This window comes from Paracoccus sp. SY (genome assembly GCF_002901215.1).
Classification (GTDB): Bacteria; Pseudomonadota; Alphaproteobacteria; order Rhodobacterales; family Rhodobacteraceae; genus Paracoccus; species Paracoccus acridae.
Genome location: NZ_NWMQ01000004.1, coordinates 160,414 through 178,246, shown reverse-complemented (window position 1 = coordinate 178,246; position 17,833 = coordinate 160,414). Strand labels below are relative to the sequence as shown.

Genomic DNA, 17,833 nt, shown 5'->3' with positions numbered 1-17,833 from the left:
ATGTCCAATCCTATCACGGAACCCGGATCAATCCCGCCGCTATCTGGGCATGCAGGCGCGGACCGGCCACGATCATCCCGTCCACCATGGCGCGCGGGCTGTTGAATCGCATGGGCGCGCCGTGGCGGTCGGTCGCCACCGCGCCCGCGCGTTCCGCAATCAGGCTGCCCGCGGCGATGTCCCATTCCCAGACATGGCGCACCGACAGGGCGGCGTCGAAGCGCCCTTCGGCCACCAGGCACAGCCGCCAGGCCAGGGACGGCCGGAATTCGCGGCGGAAGGGCGGTGACTTGCCATCCTTCCAATGCTCTGGCTCGGTCGCGGACTTGTAGGTCAGCACGCGCGCGCCCTGGATCCCCGCCACGCTGGGGCTGATCGGCCGGCCGTTCAGCAGCGCCGGGCCGTCCGCATGGGCGGTGAAGGTCAGGTCCATCGCGGGCAGATGGACCACCGCGGCCACGATCCGGTCCCCTTCGGCAATCGCCAGCGAATGCGCGAAACCCGCCTGGCCGGCGATAAAGGCGCGGGTGCCGTCGATGGGGTCGATGATGAAGCAATGCCGCGCATCCAGGCGGGACGCGTCGGCCTCGCTTTCCTCGGACAGCCAGCCATAGCCGGGGCGCGCCGTGGTCAGCATGTCGCGCAGGGTGTCGTTGACTGCCAGATCCGCCTCGGTCACGGGACCGGCATCGCCGGGCTTGTCCCAGGCCTTCGGCTCGGCCTTCCAGAAGGACAGGGCGATCGGACCCACCTTCCGCGCGGCCTGGGCCAACAGGGCCAGGTCGTCCTCAGGCCCCGGCAACGGTCATCCCCCGGACCAGGATGCTGCCCGCCTCGATCCCCCGCCAGGGAAGGGCGTCATCCGCCGCCTCGATGGTCATCAGCATGTCGCGCAGATTGCCAGCGATGGTGCATTCGTTGACCGGATAGGCGATGCGGCCCCCTTCGACCCAGAAACCGGCAGCACCCCGCGAATAATCCCCCGTCGTGCCGTTGATCGACGCACCCAGCATGGACGTGACGATCAGCCCGGTCCCCATCTGCGCGATCAGATCCTCGGGCGTGGCGGTGCCCGGCGTCAGGATCACGTTGCTGTTCGTGGGCGAGGGGGCGGATGACAGGCCCCGCGCGGCGGATGCCGTGCTGTCCATCCCCAGCTTGCGCGCGGTCGCCAGATCCAGCGTCCAGCCTTGCAGGACGCCGCCCTCCACGATCTTGCGGGCGCGGGTCGGCAAGCCTTCGGCGTCGAAGGGCCGGGACGAGGGATAGCGCGGGCGCAGCGGATCCTCGGTCAGGTCGAAGCCTTCGGGCAGCACCGGCTGGCCCAGATCCTTGCGCAGCCAGCTTGCGCCGCGCGCAACCGCGCTGCCGTTCACCGCCGACAGCAGGTGCCCGATCAGCGACGAGGCGACGCGCCGGTCGTAAAGGATCGGAAAGGCGCCAGTGGGCGGCTTCCTGGACCCCGCGCGGGCCAGCGTGCGTTCGGCGGCCAGGCGGCCGATGTCTTCGGGGGCGGGCAGGTCCTCAGCCCAGACGCGGGATTCGCCGGCATAGTCGCGTTCCATCCCCAGCCCCTCGCCGGTGATGGCGACGGTGGATATCGCATGGGTCGTGCGCCCATAGCCCCCCGAAAACCCGTTCGAGGCCGCAAGCCACAGGAATCGACGGCTGAAGGAGGCATTGGCCGATTCCACCTGGGAAATGCCCGGCATGTCGCGTGCCGCTGCCTCGGCGCGCAGGGCCAGGTCCTGCAGGTGGTCGGGCGTGGGATCCGGCCGGTCGTCGGCGATCTGCAATCCGGCGGCGTCGCGGTGGCGGGCAAGCTGGTTGGGGTCGGCCAGTCCAAGGTTGTCATCGACCGGCGCCTCGCGCGCCATGGCGACGGCGCGTTCGGCCATCTCGGCGATGGTGGCGGGGCTGTGGCTGGATGCGGACACGCTGGCCTGCCGTCCGCCGATCAGGACGCGCAGGCCGATTTCCACGCCCTCTGCCCGGTCGGCATGTTCCAGGGCGCCGCCGCGCATGTCGATGCTGATGGATTGCCCGCTTGCACTCAGCGCGTCGGCCTGGTCGGCGCCCGCCCGCCGCGCCGCATCGACCAGGGATTCGGCCAGCGACTGCAAATCCACGGATGACATCGCGATCCTCCTGTCCTGCGAATGGAAAAGGCCGGGACCATGGCCCCGGCCCCCGGCCCTGGGGCCTGCGTTCACTTGACCTGCTGGCCGTTGGCGAAGATCTGGCCGCCCTCGCGGAACTCGATCTCGGACGTCAGTTGGTCGGGATTGCCCTCGGCTGGCTTGGCGAACATCGCCAGCATCATGCGCATCCCCATCATCTGTTCCTGGGGAACGAAGCCCATGGCGACCAGCTTGTCCATCAAGCCGTTGACGCCTTCGAAACTGCCGTTCAGCTTGCCCACCGGCTCGTTGGGATTGTCGCCGAACTCCAGGCTGCCGGTGATGTCCGCCGTGGCGCCGACGGCATCCAGGGCGACCCGGTTGACGGTCAGGGTCCTGGGCATGAACGGAGCCTCTGGCATGGTGTCGGCCTGGGGCTCTGCGGGGGCGGGATCGAACAGATCCTGGGACACCACCGCATCGCCCGACAGATCGACGGTCAGGCTGGCCGGATCGCGGGGCAGCTGGCTGGTCGGGTCGAACAGGTCCCAGATCGCATCCGCGAAGGTCAGGCCTTCCAGGGCATAGACGAACTTGAAGGGCTGCGCGGCCTCGCCTTGCGACACCGGGATCAGCATTTCCGCGGCGATGCCTTCGACCGCATAGCTGATCGGGAAGGGCAGGGTGCCAAGCGTCATCTCGGCCTTGGCGTCGGCGGTCGCCGCCTTGTAGCCCAGGCCCTGTCCCGACATCTGGAAGGCGATATCGGTCGCCCCGGTGGAAAAGCTGCCCTTGCCGGACTGGTCCTGCCCGTCTTCGTCCTTGCCCGCGACGTCGAAACTGCCTTGCAGGGTGTCATAGGTCAGGGTCGTGTCAAGCTCCAGCCCGGCGGCCAGGGCCTGGGTCATCTGGGTGCCCATGTCAAAGGACCCGCTGGGGGTCTTTCCCGTGCCCTGGCTGGCCAGGTTGGTCAGCGCCACCTGGAAGTTCACGGTGCCGCCGCCCACGCCAGCGTCGTCGGCGGGCATCCGGGCCTCGATCTGCATCGCGGCCTCGGCGGCCTTCATGTCGAAGGTCGTGTCCATGCCTTCCGCCGCCGCCACATTGCGCTGCGATCCGGCAAGGTCGGTCAGGCTTCCGGTGACCGGGATCGTCATGTCCCGACCCGGCTCGGTCGGCAGGGCGAAATCGAATTCCAGCGTGGGATACGTGAATTCGTACAGCATGTCCTCGGGCGTGCCGGACACGACCATTTCATTGCCTGGCAGCCTGATCGTGCCGGTCACGGTCATCTCGACCATCTCGGGCGCGGCCTCGGCGGCCGGGGGATCGGCGGGCGCATCCGCACCCTCCTCGGGGTCGGCTTCGGGCGTTTCCTGGGGGACGGGCGCCATGAAGCGGCTGTCCACCGCCACGTCGCCCTCGATCGTCACGCGGACGCGCGCGTCGCCGGTTTCCTGGAAGGTCATCTTCGGAAGCGTGACCGTGCTGCTGTCACGCTCGCCCGGCATCGAGAAGACGGCATCGGTGACGGTCAGCGTGTTGCCCGCGTCCTCGACGGTGCCAGTGACCTGATATCCGTATTCGGTGCCGTATTCCTGCAGGTTTTCCCAGACCTGGGCGGGGGTGACATCCGCCAGCACGGGCGCGGCGCCAAGGATCAGCGCAAGGGCGGAGGTTGCGGTGAAGCGGAACATGCCAAAGACCTTTCGGAAAACCGGAGCTTGTGGGATTTGTGGCACAGCGGCCCGTCCGCGCCAAGGGAGCAATCGCGTGATCCGTTTCGTGAGCCGGGATGGCCTGGCCATCGTCACCCTCGACCGGCCGGGCAAGGCCAATTCGCTGACGGCAGGGATGCTGGCCGACCTAGTGGCGGCCTTCGATCGGATCGCCGCGGCGGACGATGTCCGCGCCGTCGTTCTGACCGGGGCGGGCAAGGTCTTTTCCGCAGGCGCCGACCTGGACGAGGCGAAGGCCGGGCTTGCGACATCGCCCGAATGGGAACGCCTGTCGGGGCGCATTGGTGCCCTGCCCTGCCTGACGATCGCCGCGTTGAACGGCACGCTGGCGGGCGGGGCCTTCGGCATGGCGCTGGCCTGCGACCTGCGCATCGCCGTGCCCGAGGCACGGTTCTTCTATCCGGTGATGCGGCTTGGCTTTCTGCCCCAGCCCTCCGATCCCCTGCGTCTTGCAGGTCTGGTCGGGCCCGCGCGGGCCAGGATGATCCTGATGGCCGGACAGCGGATCGGCGCGCCCGAGGCGCTGGCCTGGGGGCTGATCGACCGCATCGCGGAACCCGGCTACCTGATGGACGCGGCCCGCGCCCTGGCCGCCGATGCTCTGGGGGCTGCGCCCGGCCATGTCGCGGCGATCAAGGCGATGATCTGACCCAAGGGGGGTGCCGGCTTGCCACGGAACATTGTTCCGGCCTGCCCGTTTCCCCCGCATCGCCTGTCCCAAGGCTGCGCTGCAGCCGCCCATCCTGTCCCTTTTTGCTGGCCGGGGCTTGCGGCCCGTCGTCGTCCGGCGCATCTCAAGGCCAAGTAGAATAAGGAGTTTTCGCCATGCGCAACCTGTTCCTGTCCGCCGTTCTGGCCATGACGACCGCCCTGCCCGCCACGGCCGAGACGATCCGCGTCGGCATGTCGGGGGGCTATTTCCCCTTTACCTTCACCCGCGCCGATGAATTGCAGGGCTTCGAGGTGGACCTGATGAACGCCATCGGCGAGATCACCGGCGACGACATCGAATTCGTCACCATGTCCTTTTCTGGGCTGATCGGCGCGCTGGAATCGGGGCGCATCGACACGGTGGCGAACCAGATCACCATCACCCCCGAGCGCGAGGCGAAGTTCGCCTTTACCCAGCCCTATGTCTATGATGGCGCGCAGGTCGTGGTGAAGGCGGGCAACGAAGACGCCATCACCGGGCCGGACAGCCTGTCGGGCAAGTCGGTGGCCGTGAACCTGGGTTCGAATTTCGAGGAACTGCTGCGTGGCCTGCCCAATGCGGCGGACATCGACATCCGCACCTATGAATCCAACATCGAACAGGACACCGCCCTTGGCCGGGTCGATGCCTTCGTGATGGACCGCGTTTCCTCGGCGCAGGTGATCAAGCAAAGCCCCCTGCCTCTGGCCTTGGCCGGTCAGCCCTTCAGCGAAATCCGCAATGCCCTGCCCTTCCGCAACGACGAGGCCGGGCAGGCGATGCGCGACAGGGTCGATGCCGCGATCACCACGCTGAAGGAAAACGGCACCCTGGCCGAGATCTCGCAGAAATGGCTGGACGCCGATGTCACGAAGCCCCTGGCCGACGCCGCTGAATGAGGCCGCTTGACACCGCCTACATGTGGGACCTGGTGCCGATCATCCTCGGCTATGTCCCGCTGACCCTGGGGATGGCGCTTGTCGCGATGGCGGCGGCGCTGGTCCTGGCGGCTGTCCTGGCGATCGTGCGCGTTCTGCGCGTTCCGGTCGCCGACAGCCTTGTGGCGGTGTTCATCAGCTTCTTTCGCGGCACGCCGTTGTTGGTGCAGCTGTTCCTGTTCTATTACGGACTGCCGCAATTGTTGCCTGCCCTGACCAGCATCGACGGGATCACGGCGGCGGTGATCGGCCTGACGCTGCATTTCTCGGCCTATATGGCCGAAAGCATCCGCGGTGCGATCCTGGGCGTGGACCGCAGCCAGTGGGAGGCCGCGCAGTCGATCGGCATGACCCAGGGCCAGCTTCTGCGCCGCATCGTCCTGCCGCAGGCCTCCCGCGTGGCCGCGCCGACGCTGATGAACTATTTTATCGACCTGATCAAAAGCACGTCCCTGGCCTTTACCCTGGGCGTGACCGAGATGATGGGCGCGGCGCAAAAGGAAGCGGCCGGCAGCTTCCTGTATCTGGAAGCCTTCCTGGTCGTCGCCGTGATCTACTGGATCATGGTCGAGGTCCTGTCGGTGGGGCAACGCTGGATGGAAAGCCATCTGGGAAAGGCGGTGGCGCGATGAAATGCGAGATCGACATTGCCGGCCTGACCAAGCGGTTCGGCACGAACACCGTCCTGGACGGCATCGACCTGTGCCTGAAGCCGGGCGAACGGGTGGCGATCATCGGTCCCTCGGGCACCGGTAAATCGACGCTGCTGCGGTGCCTGAACTGGCTGGATGCCCCCGATGCGGGACGGATCACGCTGGGCGACCTGTCGGTGGACGCGGCCCATGCCACGCGCGCGCAGATCTTGGCGCTGCGGCGGCGGACGGGTTTCGTGTTCCAGAACTATGCCCTGTTCGCCAACAAGACCGCCCGGCAGAACATCACCGAAGGGCTGACGACCGTGCGCGGCTGGTCGCAGGCCAAGGCCGCTGCCCGCGCGGACGAGATCCTGGCCCAGATCGGGCTGGCCGACCGGGGCGACAGCTATCCTTCGGCCATGTCGGGGGGGCAGCAACAGCGCGTGGGGATCGGCCGGGCCATGGCGCTGGATGCCGATCTTCTGCTGTTCGACGAACCCACCAGTGCGCTGGATCCCGAATGGGTGGGCGAGGTGCTGGATCTGATTCGCAGCATCGCCGATGGGCGCCAGACGATGCTGATCGTCACGCACGAGATGCAGTTTGCCCGCGAAATCGCCGACCGGATCGTCTTCATGGACGGCGGGCGGATCGTCGAACAAGGACCACCCGCCCAAATTTTTGGCGATCCCCAGGACGACCGCACCCGCGCCTTTCTGCGCCGGGTCGGCTGAGAGAAGAAAGATCCCCACCCGGCGAGATATTTGGAACGAAAAAACACGACTTATGCTATAGAGTATTAGCAATAATCGTGGAGATCGGTGATGGACGGATTCGCACCCTGCATTGATCATGTCCGTGGACGCCGCCCTGCTGGTCTTGTCCCCGTGGAAGCAGCCTTGTGGCCCGCCCATGCCAGCCAGATCCTGGTCGAACGGCCGGCCTTTTCCCTGCCGCAGTTGCGCCAGGACGAAGGGATCAATCCCGGAAGCCTGGTGATCCCAATCGTCCTGGCGTCCAACCTGGTCGTCTGGATCGGGCTTCTTGCGCTGCTTTTCTAGCCGAGGCCGTCAGCGCAGCCCGGCGGTCTGATAATACACATCCACGTCGCGCGCCGTGTCATAGCCGATGCCTGACGCGATGATGCAGCTTGTGTCGTCCTTGCGCGGCACGACCAAGGTCCAGGTGCCCATCTGGTCGGACGCCCACAGCTCGGTCGCGGCATGGCCGTCGCCGGGCACCGGGGTCTCGTTGAAGTCCTGCTGCAAGGTCTGGTGGATTTCGGCATCCGCGGCGCAATAGGGCTGGTCGCCCACGGCCATGTCGGATACGGGCAGATCCTGCGCCTGTTCCAGCAGGGTCGCGGTGTCGACGCCCGCCATGGCGGGCCAGGCCTGCACGGGCTGGTCCGGGCGCGTTGCGGAAGCGGCAGGCAGGGCCACCAGGGCCGCGACGCTGCCGGCCATCCCGAAGCGGGCGATGCGGATTGCGATGCGGGTCATGGTCAGGGCCTTTCATCCAGTGTTTGCTGGGGAAAAACGTGTGGCCGACGCAATGGGTTCCGATTTTTGGCGCGACGCGGCGTTGCGTCGGCCGCTGAAACCGGCAATTGTCCTGCGTTGTAAAGGGCTAAGGCGACAGGAAGGACGAACCCCGAATGGCGATACTTCTGGGCGATGTTGGGGGCACGAATGCCCGTTTGGCCCTTGCGCGGAACGGCAGCATCGACCGGCAGTCGGTGACCCGCTTCCGCGGCGACGATTATGCCAGCTTCGATGACGTGGTGCGCCAGTTCCTGCAGGAACAGGACCAGCCCCGCATCACCGCCGTCTGCGTCGCCGTGGCGGGTCCGGTCAGCAACGGCCAGGCGCGGCTGACCAACCGGCCTTGGGACTTTTCCGAGGATCGGCTGGCGCGGCTGACCGATGCGGACCAGGTCCGGCTGATCAACGACCTGACGGCGATGGGCTATGCCACGCCCGTCCTGTCGGGCGATGGCCTTGCCACCTTGCGCAGCGCGCCGGCCGGACGGCCCCGCAACGGGCAGTCGCTGGTCGTCAACCTGGGCACCGGCTTCAACGTCTGCGCGGTCCGCAGCCTGCCCGGCGGCGCCATCGCCGCGCTCGAGGCCGAGGAAGGCCATACCAGCCTGCCCGCCAACATCTATCTTCGCCTGCTGGACGCCGTCGGCCCCGAGGCGATGGCGGGCTTCATCTCGACCGAGGAAGCCTTTGCCGGGCGCGGGTTGTCGCGCCTTCATGCCGCGCTGACGGGGACGACGCCGGTGCCGGGGGAACAGATCGACCGGGCGGCCGATGCGGGCGATCCGGTCGCCAATGCGACCTATGACCTGTTCACCGACCTGGTGGGCCTGCTGTGCCGGGAACTGGCGATGCGGTTCATGCCGCTGGAAGGGATGTTCCTGGCGGGCAGCGTCGGGCGCAGCATCTCGGACCGGATGGATCGGTTCGAGGCGTCCTTCCTGGCCGAGCCCTATATGCGCCACATCCCCGAAAATACGCCGATCTTCCTGATCCGCGACGACATGGCCGCCCTGCACGGCTGCCTGGCGGCGCTGGCCTGACGGCAACAGGCGGCGGAAACCCGTGCGCCTGCCCGATTTCCGTCGATGAATCGCTTGGCTTCATCCGGCCGTCCTGTTCATATGGTCCAAAACCAAGAACAGGCAGGGCGCGGGACGATGCGGGCATATCTTCGGGCGGCATTGGTGGCATCCACGGTGATGGCCTTCGGCGGAATGGCCTGGGCGCAATCCGCGTCCTCGCCCTTTTCCGGCCTGTTCGGCGGGCGCACGGACGAAGGCCCGGTCGATCTGCAATTCCGCGTCCAGGGCGCCGACGACCTCGACCGGCCGCTGCGCAACGCCTCGCTGATCTCGGGGGCGCTGTCGGAAGGCCGCACCACCGGCCAGGATGTCCTGGCCGCCGCCCGGGGCGATTACGCCCGCCTTTTGGGCAATCTTTATGACCGGGGATATTATTCGGCCATCATCAACATCACGCTGGACGGGGTCGAGGCGGCCGAGATCGCGCCCCTGGACGCGCCCGACATCGTGCGCCAGGTGGTCGTCAGCATCCAGGCCGGTCCCCGCTTTCGATTTTCCCGCGCCGCCATCGCCCCCTTGGCGCCCCGCACCGACCTGCCCGCCGAATACCGCCAGGGCGAATTCGCGGGCACCGGCACGATCCGGGGCGCGGCCCGCGCGGGTGTGGAGGGCTGGCGCAATGTCGGCCATGCCAAGGCCGAGGTCGCGGACCAGGAGATCACCGCCGACCATGTGAACACCGTCGTGGACAGCCGGATCGGCCTTGCGCCCGGTCCCAGCGTCACCTTCGGCCAGTTGAACATGCGCGGCTATGACCGCCTGGATCCGCGGCGGTTGCGCAAGATCGCAGGCCTGCCCGAAGGCGCGCGCTTCGATCCCGACGAAGTCGAGGATGTCCGCAAGCGCCTGCGCCGGTCAGGCGTCTTTTCCGCCATCACCCTGGAAGAGGCGGAAACCCTGAACCCCGACGGCAGCATGGACATCAACCTGACCGTGGTGGAACAGAAACCCCGCCGCATCGGCGCGGGCTTCGAGATTTCATCCACCGACGGGGCCATGGTCTCGGCCTACTGGATGCACCGCAACCTGCTGGGCGGCGGCGAGCGCCTGCGGATCGAGGGCGAGGTCAAGGACATCGGATCCGATACCAGCGGCAAGGACGAACAGATCACCCTGCGCATCGACCGCCCGGCGACGATCACGCCCGACACGATCGCCTATGTCCTGACCAGCCTGGCGCGGATGCGAGAGGAGGATTACGACGAGGACACCGGCATCATCGGCCTGGGCTTCAACCAGATCTTCAGCGACCGCTTCACCTTCGACACGGCCGTCCAGTACCAGTTCTCGCGCGTTTACGACGACCTGGGCGAGACGGACTTCAAGGTCCTGGCCCTGCCCACCAGCGTCATGTGGGACGCGCGCGACAATGAAAACAACGCCAAGCGCGGCTATTACCTGCAAGGCGACGCCACGCCCTTCAAGGGCTTCGACGGCACCGACAGCGGCATCCGCCTGCTGGGCGAGGGTCGCGCCTTCTATTCCCTGGGGCCCGAGGACCGCTTCACGCTTGCGGGCCGCGCGCGTCTGGGCAGCGTCCTGGGCAGCGACATCCAGAACACGCCGCGCAACTATCTGTTCTTCTCGGGCGGGGGCGGCACCGTGCGGGGCCAGCCCTATCAGTCCTTGGGCGTCGAGGAGATCACCGGCCCCAACGGTCCCATCAAGACCGGCGGCATGAGCGTGGCGAACCTGTCGGCCGAGGTCCGCTGGCAGGTCCGCGAACGCATCGGCGTCGTGGCCTTCGCCGATTACGGCGAGGTCTGGGCGGAAGATGGCTGGAACGGCGGCAGCGAATGGCACTCGGGGGCGGGGATCGGCGTTAGGTACAACACGCCCATCGGGCCGCTGCGTTTCGACGTGGCCGGACCGACCGGAGGGGACACCGGAGAGGGCGTGCAACTCTATCTTGGACTGGGGCAGGCTTTCTGATGCGCACACTCTGGCTGATCGTCTTCGCGATCCTTTTCCCGCTGTCGGTGATGGCGCAAAGCGCAGCCGAGATTTCCCAGCAGGAAAGCGACGACCGGGGTTTCCTGACCCGGCTTCTGGAACGCAACCTGTCGGGCGCGGGCCGCGCGGTGGTGATCGACGGCTTCCAGGGTGCCCTGTCGTCCCGCGCGACCTTTGACCGGATCAGCATCGCCGATGCGGATGGCGTCTGGCTGACGCTGAACGACGGCGCGATCCAGTGGAACCGGTCCGCCCTGCTGCGCGGCCGGATCGAGATCGCCGAACTGTCGGCCCGAGAGATCCTGCTGCCTCGCCTGCCCCAGGGCGAACAGCAGGACGGGACCGTCACCGCCGAGGCGCGGGAATTCGAATTCGCCCTGCCCGAACTGCCCGTGGCCATCAACATCGAGCAGATCCGCGCCGAGCGCGTGGACCTGGGCGAACCCGTGATCGGGATCGCCGCCGCGATTTCCGTGCAGGGCGGCCTGAGCCTGGAAGGCGGCGAAGGCCAGGCCAAGCTGGCCATCCAGCGGCTGGACGGCCCGCGCGGCAATTTCAACCTGGACGCCGCCTTTTCGAACCAGACCCAGATCCTGCGCGTCGATCTGACCCTGGACGAGGCCGAGGACGGGCTGCTGGTCAACCTGATCGACCTTTACGACAAGCCCTCGGTCGTGGCGGAAATCAGCGGCGAAGGCCAGATCCGCGACTTTGGCGTGGACATCAGGCTGGCGACCGACGGTCTGCCGCGCGTCACGGGCCGGGTCAGCGCATCGGGCGCCCCGGATCAGGCCGGCAATCCCGGCACGAACTTCGCCCTGCAACTGGGCGGCGACGTGGCGTCCCTGCTGGCCCCCGAAAACCGCAGCTTCTTCGGCAACCAGGTCCAGCTTCGTGCCGAAGGCTGGCGGGGCGAGGACGGGCGGCTGCAAATCCCCACCCTGAACCTTGTGACCGAGGCGCTGTCGCTGGACGGATCGCTGGCCGTGAACGCCCAAGGGGCGCCGCAGAATGCCGAATTGCTGATCGCGCTGGGTTCCGACGCGGGCGCGGAACAGGTTCCGGTCGCCCTGCCCTTCGCCGGGGACAATTCGACCGTGGAATCGGGGCGGCTGGAACTGCGCTATGACGCGGCCGAGGGCCAGGGCTGGACCCTGGACGGGCGCGTGGGCGCGCTTGATCTGGGCGATGTAAGCCTGGGCGAATTGCAGCTGAACGGGTCGGGCGCGGTGGTGCTGGATCAGGGCAGCCTTGGATCCCTGAACGGGGGCATCCGCTTTGCCTCGCGGCAGATGGTCTTTGCCGATGCGGGCCTGGCCCAGGCCATCGGTCCGGAGATCACCGGTAGCACCCGTTTCGACTTCACCCCCGGCAACGTGGTGGAATTCACCGACCTGACCGTCAGTGGTCCCGATTACGGCCTGGACGGGCTGGTCCTGCTGTCGGGGCTGCAAAGCGGCTTCGTGCTGTCGGTCGATGCCGATGCGCGATACGAGGATCTGGCCCGCATCTCGACCCTTGCCGGGCGGGGCGTGCAGGGCAGGGCGGATGCCAGCCTGCGCGGCTATTACCGGTTCCTGAACCGCAGCTTCGACATCGACGCCAGCGTGACCGGCACCGACATTGCGGTGGACCAGCCGCAACTGGACCGGCTGCTGGAAGGTCGGTCCACCATCGCGCTGGATGCGCGGCGCGATGAAACCGGGATCGAGATCGAGGAGCTGTCGATCAACGCCCAGCGGCTGACGGCCCAGGCGCAAGGGTATGTGAACAGCCTGTCCAGCGACGTGACCGCGACCATATCCATGCCCTCCCTGCAGGACGCCGATCCGAACTTCTCGGGCGCCTTGCAGGCCGATGCGAAGCTGTCGGGCGCGTCCGGGTCGCGCCAAATGACCGTCAGCGGCGAGGCCGAGGACCTGCGCATCGGCATCGAGGCGCTGGACAACGCGCTTGAAGGCCAGACCACGCTGACCGTCCTGGCCGCCGAAAAGCCCCAGGGCTTCGAGGTCGAGGTGTTCCGCCTTGCCAACCCGCAGATCCGTGCCGAAGGACGGGGCAGTTTCGCCCAAGGCGCGCTGGATGCCACGGTCGATCTGGCCGTGCCGGATCTGTCGGCCATCCGCGACGGCTGGACGGGCGGCTTCGATGCCACCGCGCGGCTGACCGAGCAGGAGGGCACGCGCTTCATCGACCTGACGGGATCGGGGCAGAACCTGTCCTTCGGCGTCCAGAACGCGGATGCCGCCCTGACCGGCACGACCCGCCTGCGCGTCCAGGCCGAGGAGCGCGAGGGAACCGTCACCCTGCGCGATGTGGAACTGGTCAACGACCAGCTTAACGCGACCGCCCAAGGCACCTATGGCCCCGGCGTGACGGACATTTCCGCCGATGTCGCCGTGGCATCGCTGGCGCCCTTCGGCCCCGGCTGGCGCGGCGCGCTGGATCTGACCGGCAGCTTCCGCGAGGCGGGCGACGGCATCCGGCGGCTGGAGGTGTCGGGCACCGGACGCGACCTGTCTTTTGGGCAGGCCCAGGTGGACGGCGCGCTGGCGGGGGAAACACGGCTGGCGGTCACCGGCACCGAACGAAACGGCATCTTCACCATCGAACAGGCCCGGATCGACAACCCGCGCCTGAACGCCACCGCAACCGGCACGGTCGGGGGCGACCAGACCGACGTGTCGGCCCAGGTCAACGCGCAGGATCTGCGCTTTCTGGGCAATGGCATCAGCGGCGCGCTGAACGCGGATGGCCAGTTGGTCCAGCAGGGCGGGGTCCGGCGCATCACCGCGACCGGGACCGGCAGCGGCCTGTCCCTGGGCCAGCCCCGGCTTGATCCGCTGCTGCGGGGCGAGACAAGCTTTGACGTCGCGGCCACCCAGTCGCAGGCGGGCCTGTCCTTCCAGCGGCTGGACGTGCAGAATCCCCAGTTGCGGATCCAGGCCCAGGGCGACACCGCCAGCGGCATGACCATCGACGCGCGGCTGGCCGATCTGGGCCTGTTGCAGGCCGAGTTCCCGGGGGCCGTCCAGGTCAACGGCACCATTCGCGAAGACGGCGCCAATTTCGTGACGGATCTGTCCGCCACCGCGCCGGGCAATACGCAGATACAGGTGTCGGGCAGCGTGGCGCGCGACTTTTCGGTCATGGCGCTGTCGATCGACGGGACCAGCAACGCATCCATCGCCAACAGTTTCATCCGCACCCGCAGCATCGAAGGGCCCTTGTCCTTCGATCTGTCGGTCAACGGCCCGCCGTCCCTGCAATCCGTCAGCGGCCAGGTGCGGCTGGCGAACGGGCAGGTCGCCGATCCGGGCGTCGGCATCCGTCTGGAAGGCGTGAATGCCACCGCCAACCTCGCCGGGGGACGGATAAACCTGGATGCCTCGGCCGCCGTGTCCGCAGGCGGGCGCGTCACCGTGACCGGACCCATCGACCTGGGCGGCGGCACGCTGGATCTGGCGATCCTGCTGGATCAGGTGGTCGCGCGCGATCCGAACCTGTACGAGACCATCATCAGCGGCAATCTGCGGATGTCGGGACGCAATGCCGATGGCCCGCTGATTTCCGGCACCGTCAACCTGGGCGAGACCGAGATCCGCATCCCCTCGACCGGACTTGGCGGAGCCAAGGCGATTCCCGACATCAACCACGTCGGCGACACCCGCCCCGTTCGGTCCACCCGCGCCAAGGCAGGGCTGGAACCCTATCCCAGCGAAGCCTCGCGCGAGGCGGGGCTGGCCGGGCCGCCCTCGGTCCCGCCATCCGCGCCGCCTCGGCTGGATCTGGTGATCAATGCGCCCAACCAGGTCTTCGTGCGCGGGCGGGGGGTCGATGCCGAACTGGGCGGGTCGCTGCAGGTGCAGGGCACCACGCGCAACGCGATCCCCATCGGCTTCCTGGAACTGATCCGGGGGCGGGTCGATCTGCTGGGCCGCCGGTTCGAATTGTCCGAAGGCCTTGTCGAACTGCAGGGCAGCCTGATCCCCGTGATCCGCCTGGTCGCCCAGACCGAACGCGACGGCATCACCACCCGCATCATCATCGACGGAGAGGTGCGCGACCCCGAGATCACCTTCGAGTCCTCGCCCGAACTGCCCGAGGAGGAGGTTCTGTCCCAACTGCTGTTCGGGCAGGGGCTGGACAATATCAGCCCCCTGCAGGCCGCCCAGCTTGCCAATGCCATCGCCGTCCTGGCGGGCCGCGGGGGCGAGGGGATCATCGGCAACCTGCGCAACCAGGTGGGCCTGGACGATCTGGACCTGGCCACCGACGACGACGGGAATGTGCAGGTGCGGGCAGGCAAATACCTGTCCGAGAGCCTTTATACCGATGTCGCGGTGGGGGCGGACGGCAAGAGCACCCTGAACCTGAACCTGGACGTGACCGATTCGCTGACGGCGCGGGGATCGGTGGGAACCGAAGGCGACAGCACCCTGGGGATCTATTTCGAACGGGATTACTGACAGCCGAGTTGACCTTCCGACAGGCCGGCATGACACCCCCGAGAGACGACAGGCCGCCCATGCCGTGCAGCGGGGCGGCCTGGTCCCTTCCCGGCAACCCTGTTCCAGCACCAGCCCTTCACGGCTTCCGAAGGCGATCTGCCGGTCCGGGCTGGATTTCGCGTCCATCATCGCCAAGCCCGTCAATGGATGCGGCGTGCCTGGCAAGGCGTTGCAGGACACCTGCCTGTCCTGCCCGGATCGGCAACATCTCGCCTTTTAGGGATTTGCCTGCGGCCTTTTCGCACCCCGCACGTTATAGTTGTGCCTGGTAAAGACCATCACCCAAGGCGCGATCATGTCCTATGCCAACGCGAACGAACGCTATTTCGCCAGCCTGATCAACCAGTCCCGCAAGGCCGAGGGGCTGGCGCCGCTTGTCCTGGAAAAGCGGTTGAACGATTCGGCCCAGGCGCACAGCCGCTGGATGCTGGAAACGGATGTGTTTTCCCATAAGGGGCAGGGCGGGTCTTCGTCGCGGCAGCGCATCGAAAAGGCCGGTTTCGATCTGGCGGGACAATGGATGACCGCCGAAAACATCGCCTATGTCAGCATCCAGGGCGCCAGCGACCTTCAGGATGAAATCCGCGAATTGCACCGCAACCTGCTGGATAGCCCCGGCCATTACGCCAACATCATGGGCAAGGCGGCCTATGTCGGGATCGGGCTGGAGGTGGGGACCATCGCCGTCGGCGGCCGCAATTATCAGGTGCTGATGGCGACCCAGAACTTTGCCGATACGGATGGACAGGTCCGGCTGGATGGCGGCACCTTCCTGCGCGTGGCCCCGCCCACGGCAAGCAGCGCGGTGCAATCGCGTGCCGACTGGCTGGATGCCTTCAATGGCAAGGTTTTCACGACCTCCGCCATGGGCACCGCGATGAACGACGATTATCGTCTGACCGCCTTGAACGATACCGTTCAGGCGGGCGCAGGCAACGACTGGGTCGCGGGGGGGGCCGGGAACGACCGGCTGCATGGCCAAAAGGGGGCGGACCGGCTGATCGGCGGGGCCGGGGCGGATGTGCTGAACGGCGGTCTTGGCAACGACACGCTTCAAGGCGGCACCGAAAACGACCAGCTTGCGGGCGAGGACGGCAACGACCTGCTGTTCGGCGATGCGGGCCAGGACAAGCTGTGGGGCGGGTTCGGTGCCGACCGCTTGTTCGGCGGCGACGGGGCGGACCTCCTGTCGGGTCAGGCGGGCAACGACTGGCTGCACGGGGGCGCGCAGAACGACACAATGGCAGGTGGCGACGGGAACGACACGCTGACGGGCGGGGCGGGCAACGACCTGCTGAACGGCGGCGCGGGCATCGACAGCTTCGTCTTCGTGAAGGGCGGCGGCGCCGACACCATCCAGGATTTCCAGCAAGGCGTGGACCGCCTGCTGATCGCCAAGGCCCTGTTGGACCAGGATCCGGCGGTCTTCATGCGCGACCACATGACGAAGACCGCCACCGGGGTGATCGTGGACCTGGGCGGCGGAGATCGCATCGTCCTGGCCGGAGCCCACCTGACCGTTGCAGGAGTGGCCGACGACATCTTCGCCTACTGACGGCCTTTGGGAACGGCAAAGGTCATCCTTCCCGTCGCGCCGACAACGGGCGCGGCGCCCTGCCGCCTGAACATGGTTGCCGCGTCGTCAATCACGCGCCAGGATCGCCCCAGCCATCATCATGCGAGGGCGCGGTGCGCGCTGCGCGAAGAAGCCGAGCTTGCCGGACGTAACGACCCTCCGCGCCGAACTGGCTGGCCCATTGCGACTTGGCGCGAGAGATGGGCGCATGGACCGGTGAACCGCGCCAGGACCGTGCTGATGCCCGCGACCTGATCCCGGAACCCCTGATCCGCGCCGCCTTGATCGAGGATCTGAGCGGCCGTGACGACATCACCACCCTTACGGTGATCGCCCCGGGCACCGTCACAAGCGCCGCGATGCGCGCACGACGGCGGCAAGGCATCGGGAAAGCATCCATCTTGGCCTTTCGCCTGATCCGTCAGGTCCAGGCGCGGTCCCCCTTCCCCCAGCGACGCCTTGGCCCGGATATCGGCGCCGCCGCCGCGATCCTGTTGGCCGAAACGCGGGGCACATCAGCCCGCATCACCTGCACGCGCAAGACCTCCCCGGCCTGCGGCTGGTCAAGAAACAGGCGGTGCTGCATGGCGGCGGCTTCAGCCACCGCGTCTGGTTGTCGGATGCGATCCGGCCATGGACAACCACATCGCGGCGAGCGGCGGTATCAGCGCCTTCCTGCAAGTGGTCGAGGCCCGCGCATTGGACATGGATCCGGGCCTGGATGCTGATCGGCAAAGGGCCTGCCGCTGTCAGCGGAACGAAAATGCCCGCCGGACAAAAACGGCGGGCATACTGGTTACATTATTGCGGCACGGCAATCTACTACGGGCAATTAACGTCTGTTAACAAAGAAAGGTTCCCGGCGTTTTTGCAGATTTTTCCAGGTGATTGCTTCTCCTGCGTCCCGGGAAGGGCAGGAAGATATCGCGTGGCTGGTCGAAATTGCCCCATGGCAAGGAACGCGGCTGGCGCAGCTTTTCGGGCTGTTCCGTGGTCTTGCAAGCCGCCGGGAACGACGAAGATGGCCGAACCGGATCACCTGTC

General features: G+C 67.2%; 14 protein-coding genes. 10 read left to right on the top strand and 4 right to left on the bottom strand.

The window, feature by feature from the left end; genetic code table 11:
- Nucleotides 1-13: 13 nt before the first annotated feature.
- The 3 genes from CK944_RS05715 to CK944_RS23155 all read right to left on the bottom strand — a co-directional run bounded on the left by CK944_RS05715 (nucleotide 14) and on the right by CK944_RS23155 (nucleotide 3,817).
- On the bottom strand, nucleotides 14-802 hold the full coding sequence (locus CK944_RS05715; RefSeq protein WP_103172079.1) for a 3'(2'),5'-bisphosphate nucleotidase CysQ: 789 nt from the start codon (nucleotides 800-802) through the stop codon (nucleotides 14-16).
- Nucleotides 789-2,138: a TldD/PmbA family protein gene (locus CK944_RS05710; RefSeq protein ID WP_103172078.1), complete on the bottom strand. Its 1,350-nt coding sequence runs from the start codon at nucleotides 2,136-2,138 to the stop codon at nucleotides 789-791. The genes CK944_RS05715 and CK944_RS05710 overlap by 14 nt, the downstream gene beginning before the upstream one ends.
- A gap of 71 nt (nucleotides 2,139-2,209) precedes the next feature.
- The gene (locus CK944_RS23155; RefSeq protein ID WP_158247963.1) at nucleotides 2,210-3,817 is read right to left on the bottom strand and encodes a DUF2125 domain-containing protein; all 1,608 of its coding nucleotides are present in this window, start codon (nucleotides 3,815-3,817) and stop codon (nucleotides 2,210-2,212) included.
- 76 nt (nucleotides 3,818-3,893) lie between these two features.
- Here CK944_RS23155 and CK944_RS05700 point away from each other — a divergent pair, with 76 nt between their 5' ends.
- From CK944_RS05700 to CK944_RS22835, 5 genes are all read left to right on the top strand, one after another.
- A complete protein-coding gene (locus tag CK944_RS05700; RefSeq protein ID WP_239985970.1) occupies nucleotides 3,894-4,508 on the top strand; it encodes an enoyl-CoA hydratase/isomerase family protein in 615 nt (204 codons plus the stop codon).
- Between the two features lie 176 nt (nucleotides 4,509-4,684).
- Nucleotides 4,685-5,449, top strand: a complete 765-nt coding sequence (locus tag CK944_RS05695; RefSeq protein WP_103172076.1) for an amino acid ABC transporter substrate-binding protein — start codon at nucleotides 4,685-4,687, stop codon at nucleotides 5,447-5,449.
- Entirely contained in the window at nucleotides 5,446-6,120 is a 675-nt protein-coding gene (locus CK944_RS05690) for an amino acid ABC transporter permease (protein WP_103172075.1), read from the top strand. Before CK944_RS05695 ends, CK944_RS05690 begins: the two co-directional genes overlap by 4 nt.
- Nucleotides 6,117-6,857, top strand: coding sequence for an amino acid ABC transporter ATP-binding protein (locus CK944_RS05685; protein WP_103172074.1), 741 nt, complete (start codon nucleotides 6,117-6,119; stop codon nucleotides 6,855-6,857). Before CK944_RS05690 ends, CK944_RS05685 begins: the two co-directional genes overlap by 4 nt.
- 153 nt (nucleotides 6,858-7,010) lie before the next feature.
- Nucleotides 7,011-7,184 carry a hypothetical protein gene (locus CK944_RS22835; protein ID WP_158247962.1) on the top strand — a complete coding sequence of 58 codons (174 nt, stop codon included), beginning with the start codon at nucleotides 7,011-7,013 and terminating at the stop codon, nucleotides 7,182-7,184.
- 9 nt (nucleotides 7,185-7,193) lie between these two features.
- Here CK944_RS22835 and CK944_RS05680 read toward each other — a convergent pair whose 3' ends face one another.
- Nucleotides 7,194-7,625: a hypothetical protein gene (locus tag CK944_RS05680; RefSeq protein ID WP_103172073.1), complete on the bottom strand. Its 432-nt coding sequence runs from the start codon at nucleotides 7,623-7,625 to the stop codon at nucleotides 7,194-7,196.
- Between the two features lie 155 nt (nucleotides 7,626-7,780).
- Between CK944_RS05680 and CK944_RS05675 the strand changes: the two genes are divergently transcribed.
- The 5 genes from CK944_RS05675 to CK944_RS22825 all read left to right on the top strand — a co-directional run bounded on the left by CK944_RS05675 (nucleotide 7,781) and on the right by CK944_RS22825 (nucleotide 17,635).
- Nucleotides 7,781-8,707 (top strand): glucokinase, encoded by a 927-nt coding sequence (locus CK944_RS05675; protein WP_103172072.1) that lies wholly within the window; start codon nucleotides 7,781-7,783, stop codon nucleotides 8,705-8,707.
- 117 nt (nucleotides 8,708-8,824) lie between these two features.
- On the top strand, nucleotides 8,825-10,681 hold the full coding sequence (locus CK944_RS05670) for an autotransporter assembly complex family protein (RefSeq protein WP_103172071.1): 1,857 nt from the start codon (nucleotides 8,825-8,827) through the stop codon (nucleotides 10,679-10,681).
- Complete coding sequence (locus CK944_RS05665) at nucleotides 10,681-15,171, top strand: translocation/assembly module TamB domain-containing protein (RefSeq protein WP_103172070.1); 4,491 nt, start codon at nucleotides 10,681-10,683, stop codon at nucleotides 15,169-15,171. The genes CK944_RS05670 and CK944_RS05665 overlap by 1 nt, the downstream gene beginning before the upstream one ends.
- Before the next feature lie 337 nt (nucleotides 15,172-15,508).
- Nucleotides 15,509-16,768: a CAP domain-containing protein gene (locus CK944_RS05660; protein ID WP_103172069.1), complete on the top strand. Its 1,260-nt coding sequence runs from the start codon at nucleotides 15,509-15,511 to the stop codon at nucleotides 16,766-16,768.
- Nucleotides 16,769-17,422: 654 nt separating this feature from the next.
- Entirely contained in the window at nucleotides 17,423-17,635 is a 213-nt protein-coding gene (locus CK944_RS22825) for a hypothetical protein (protein WP_146038608.1), read from the top strand.
- Nucleotides 17,636-17,833 lie beyond the last annotated feature (198 nt).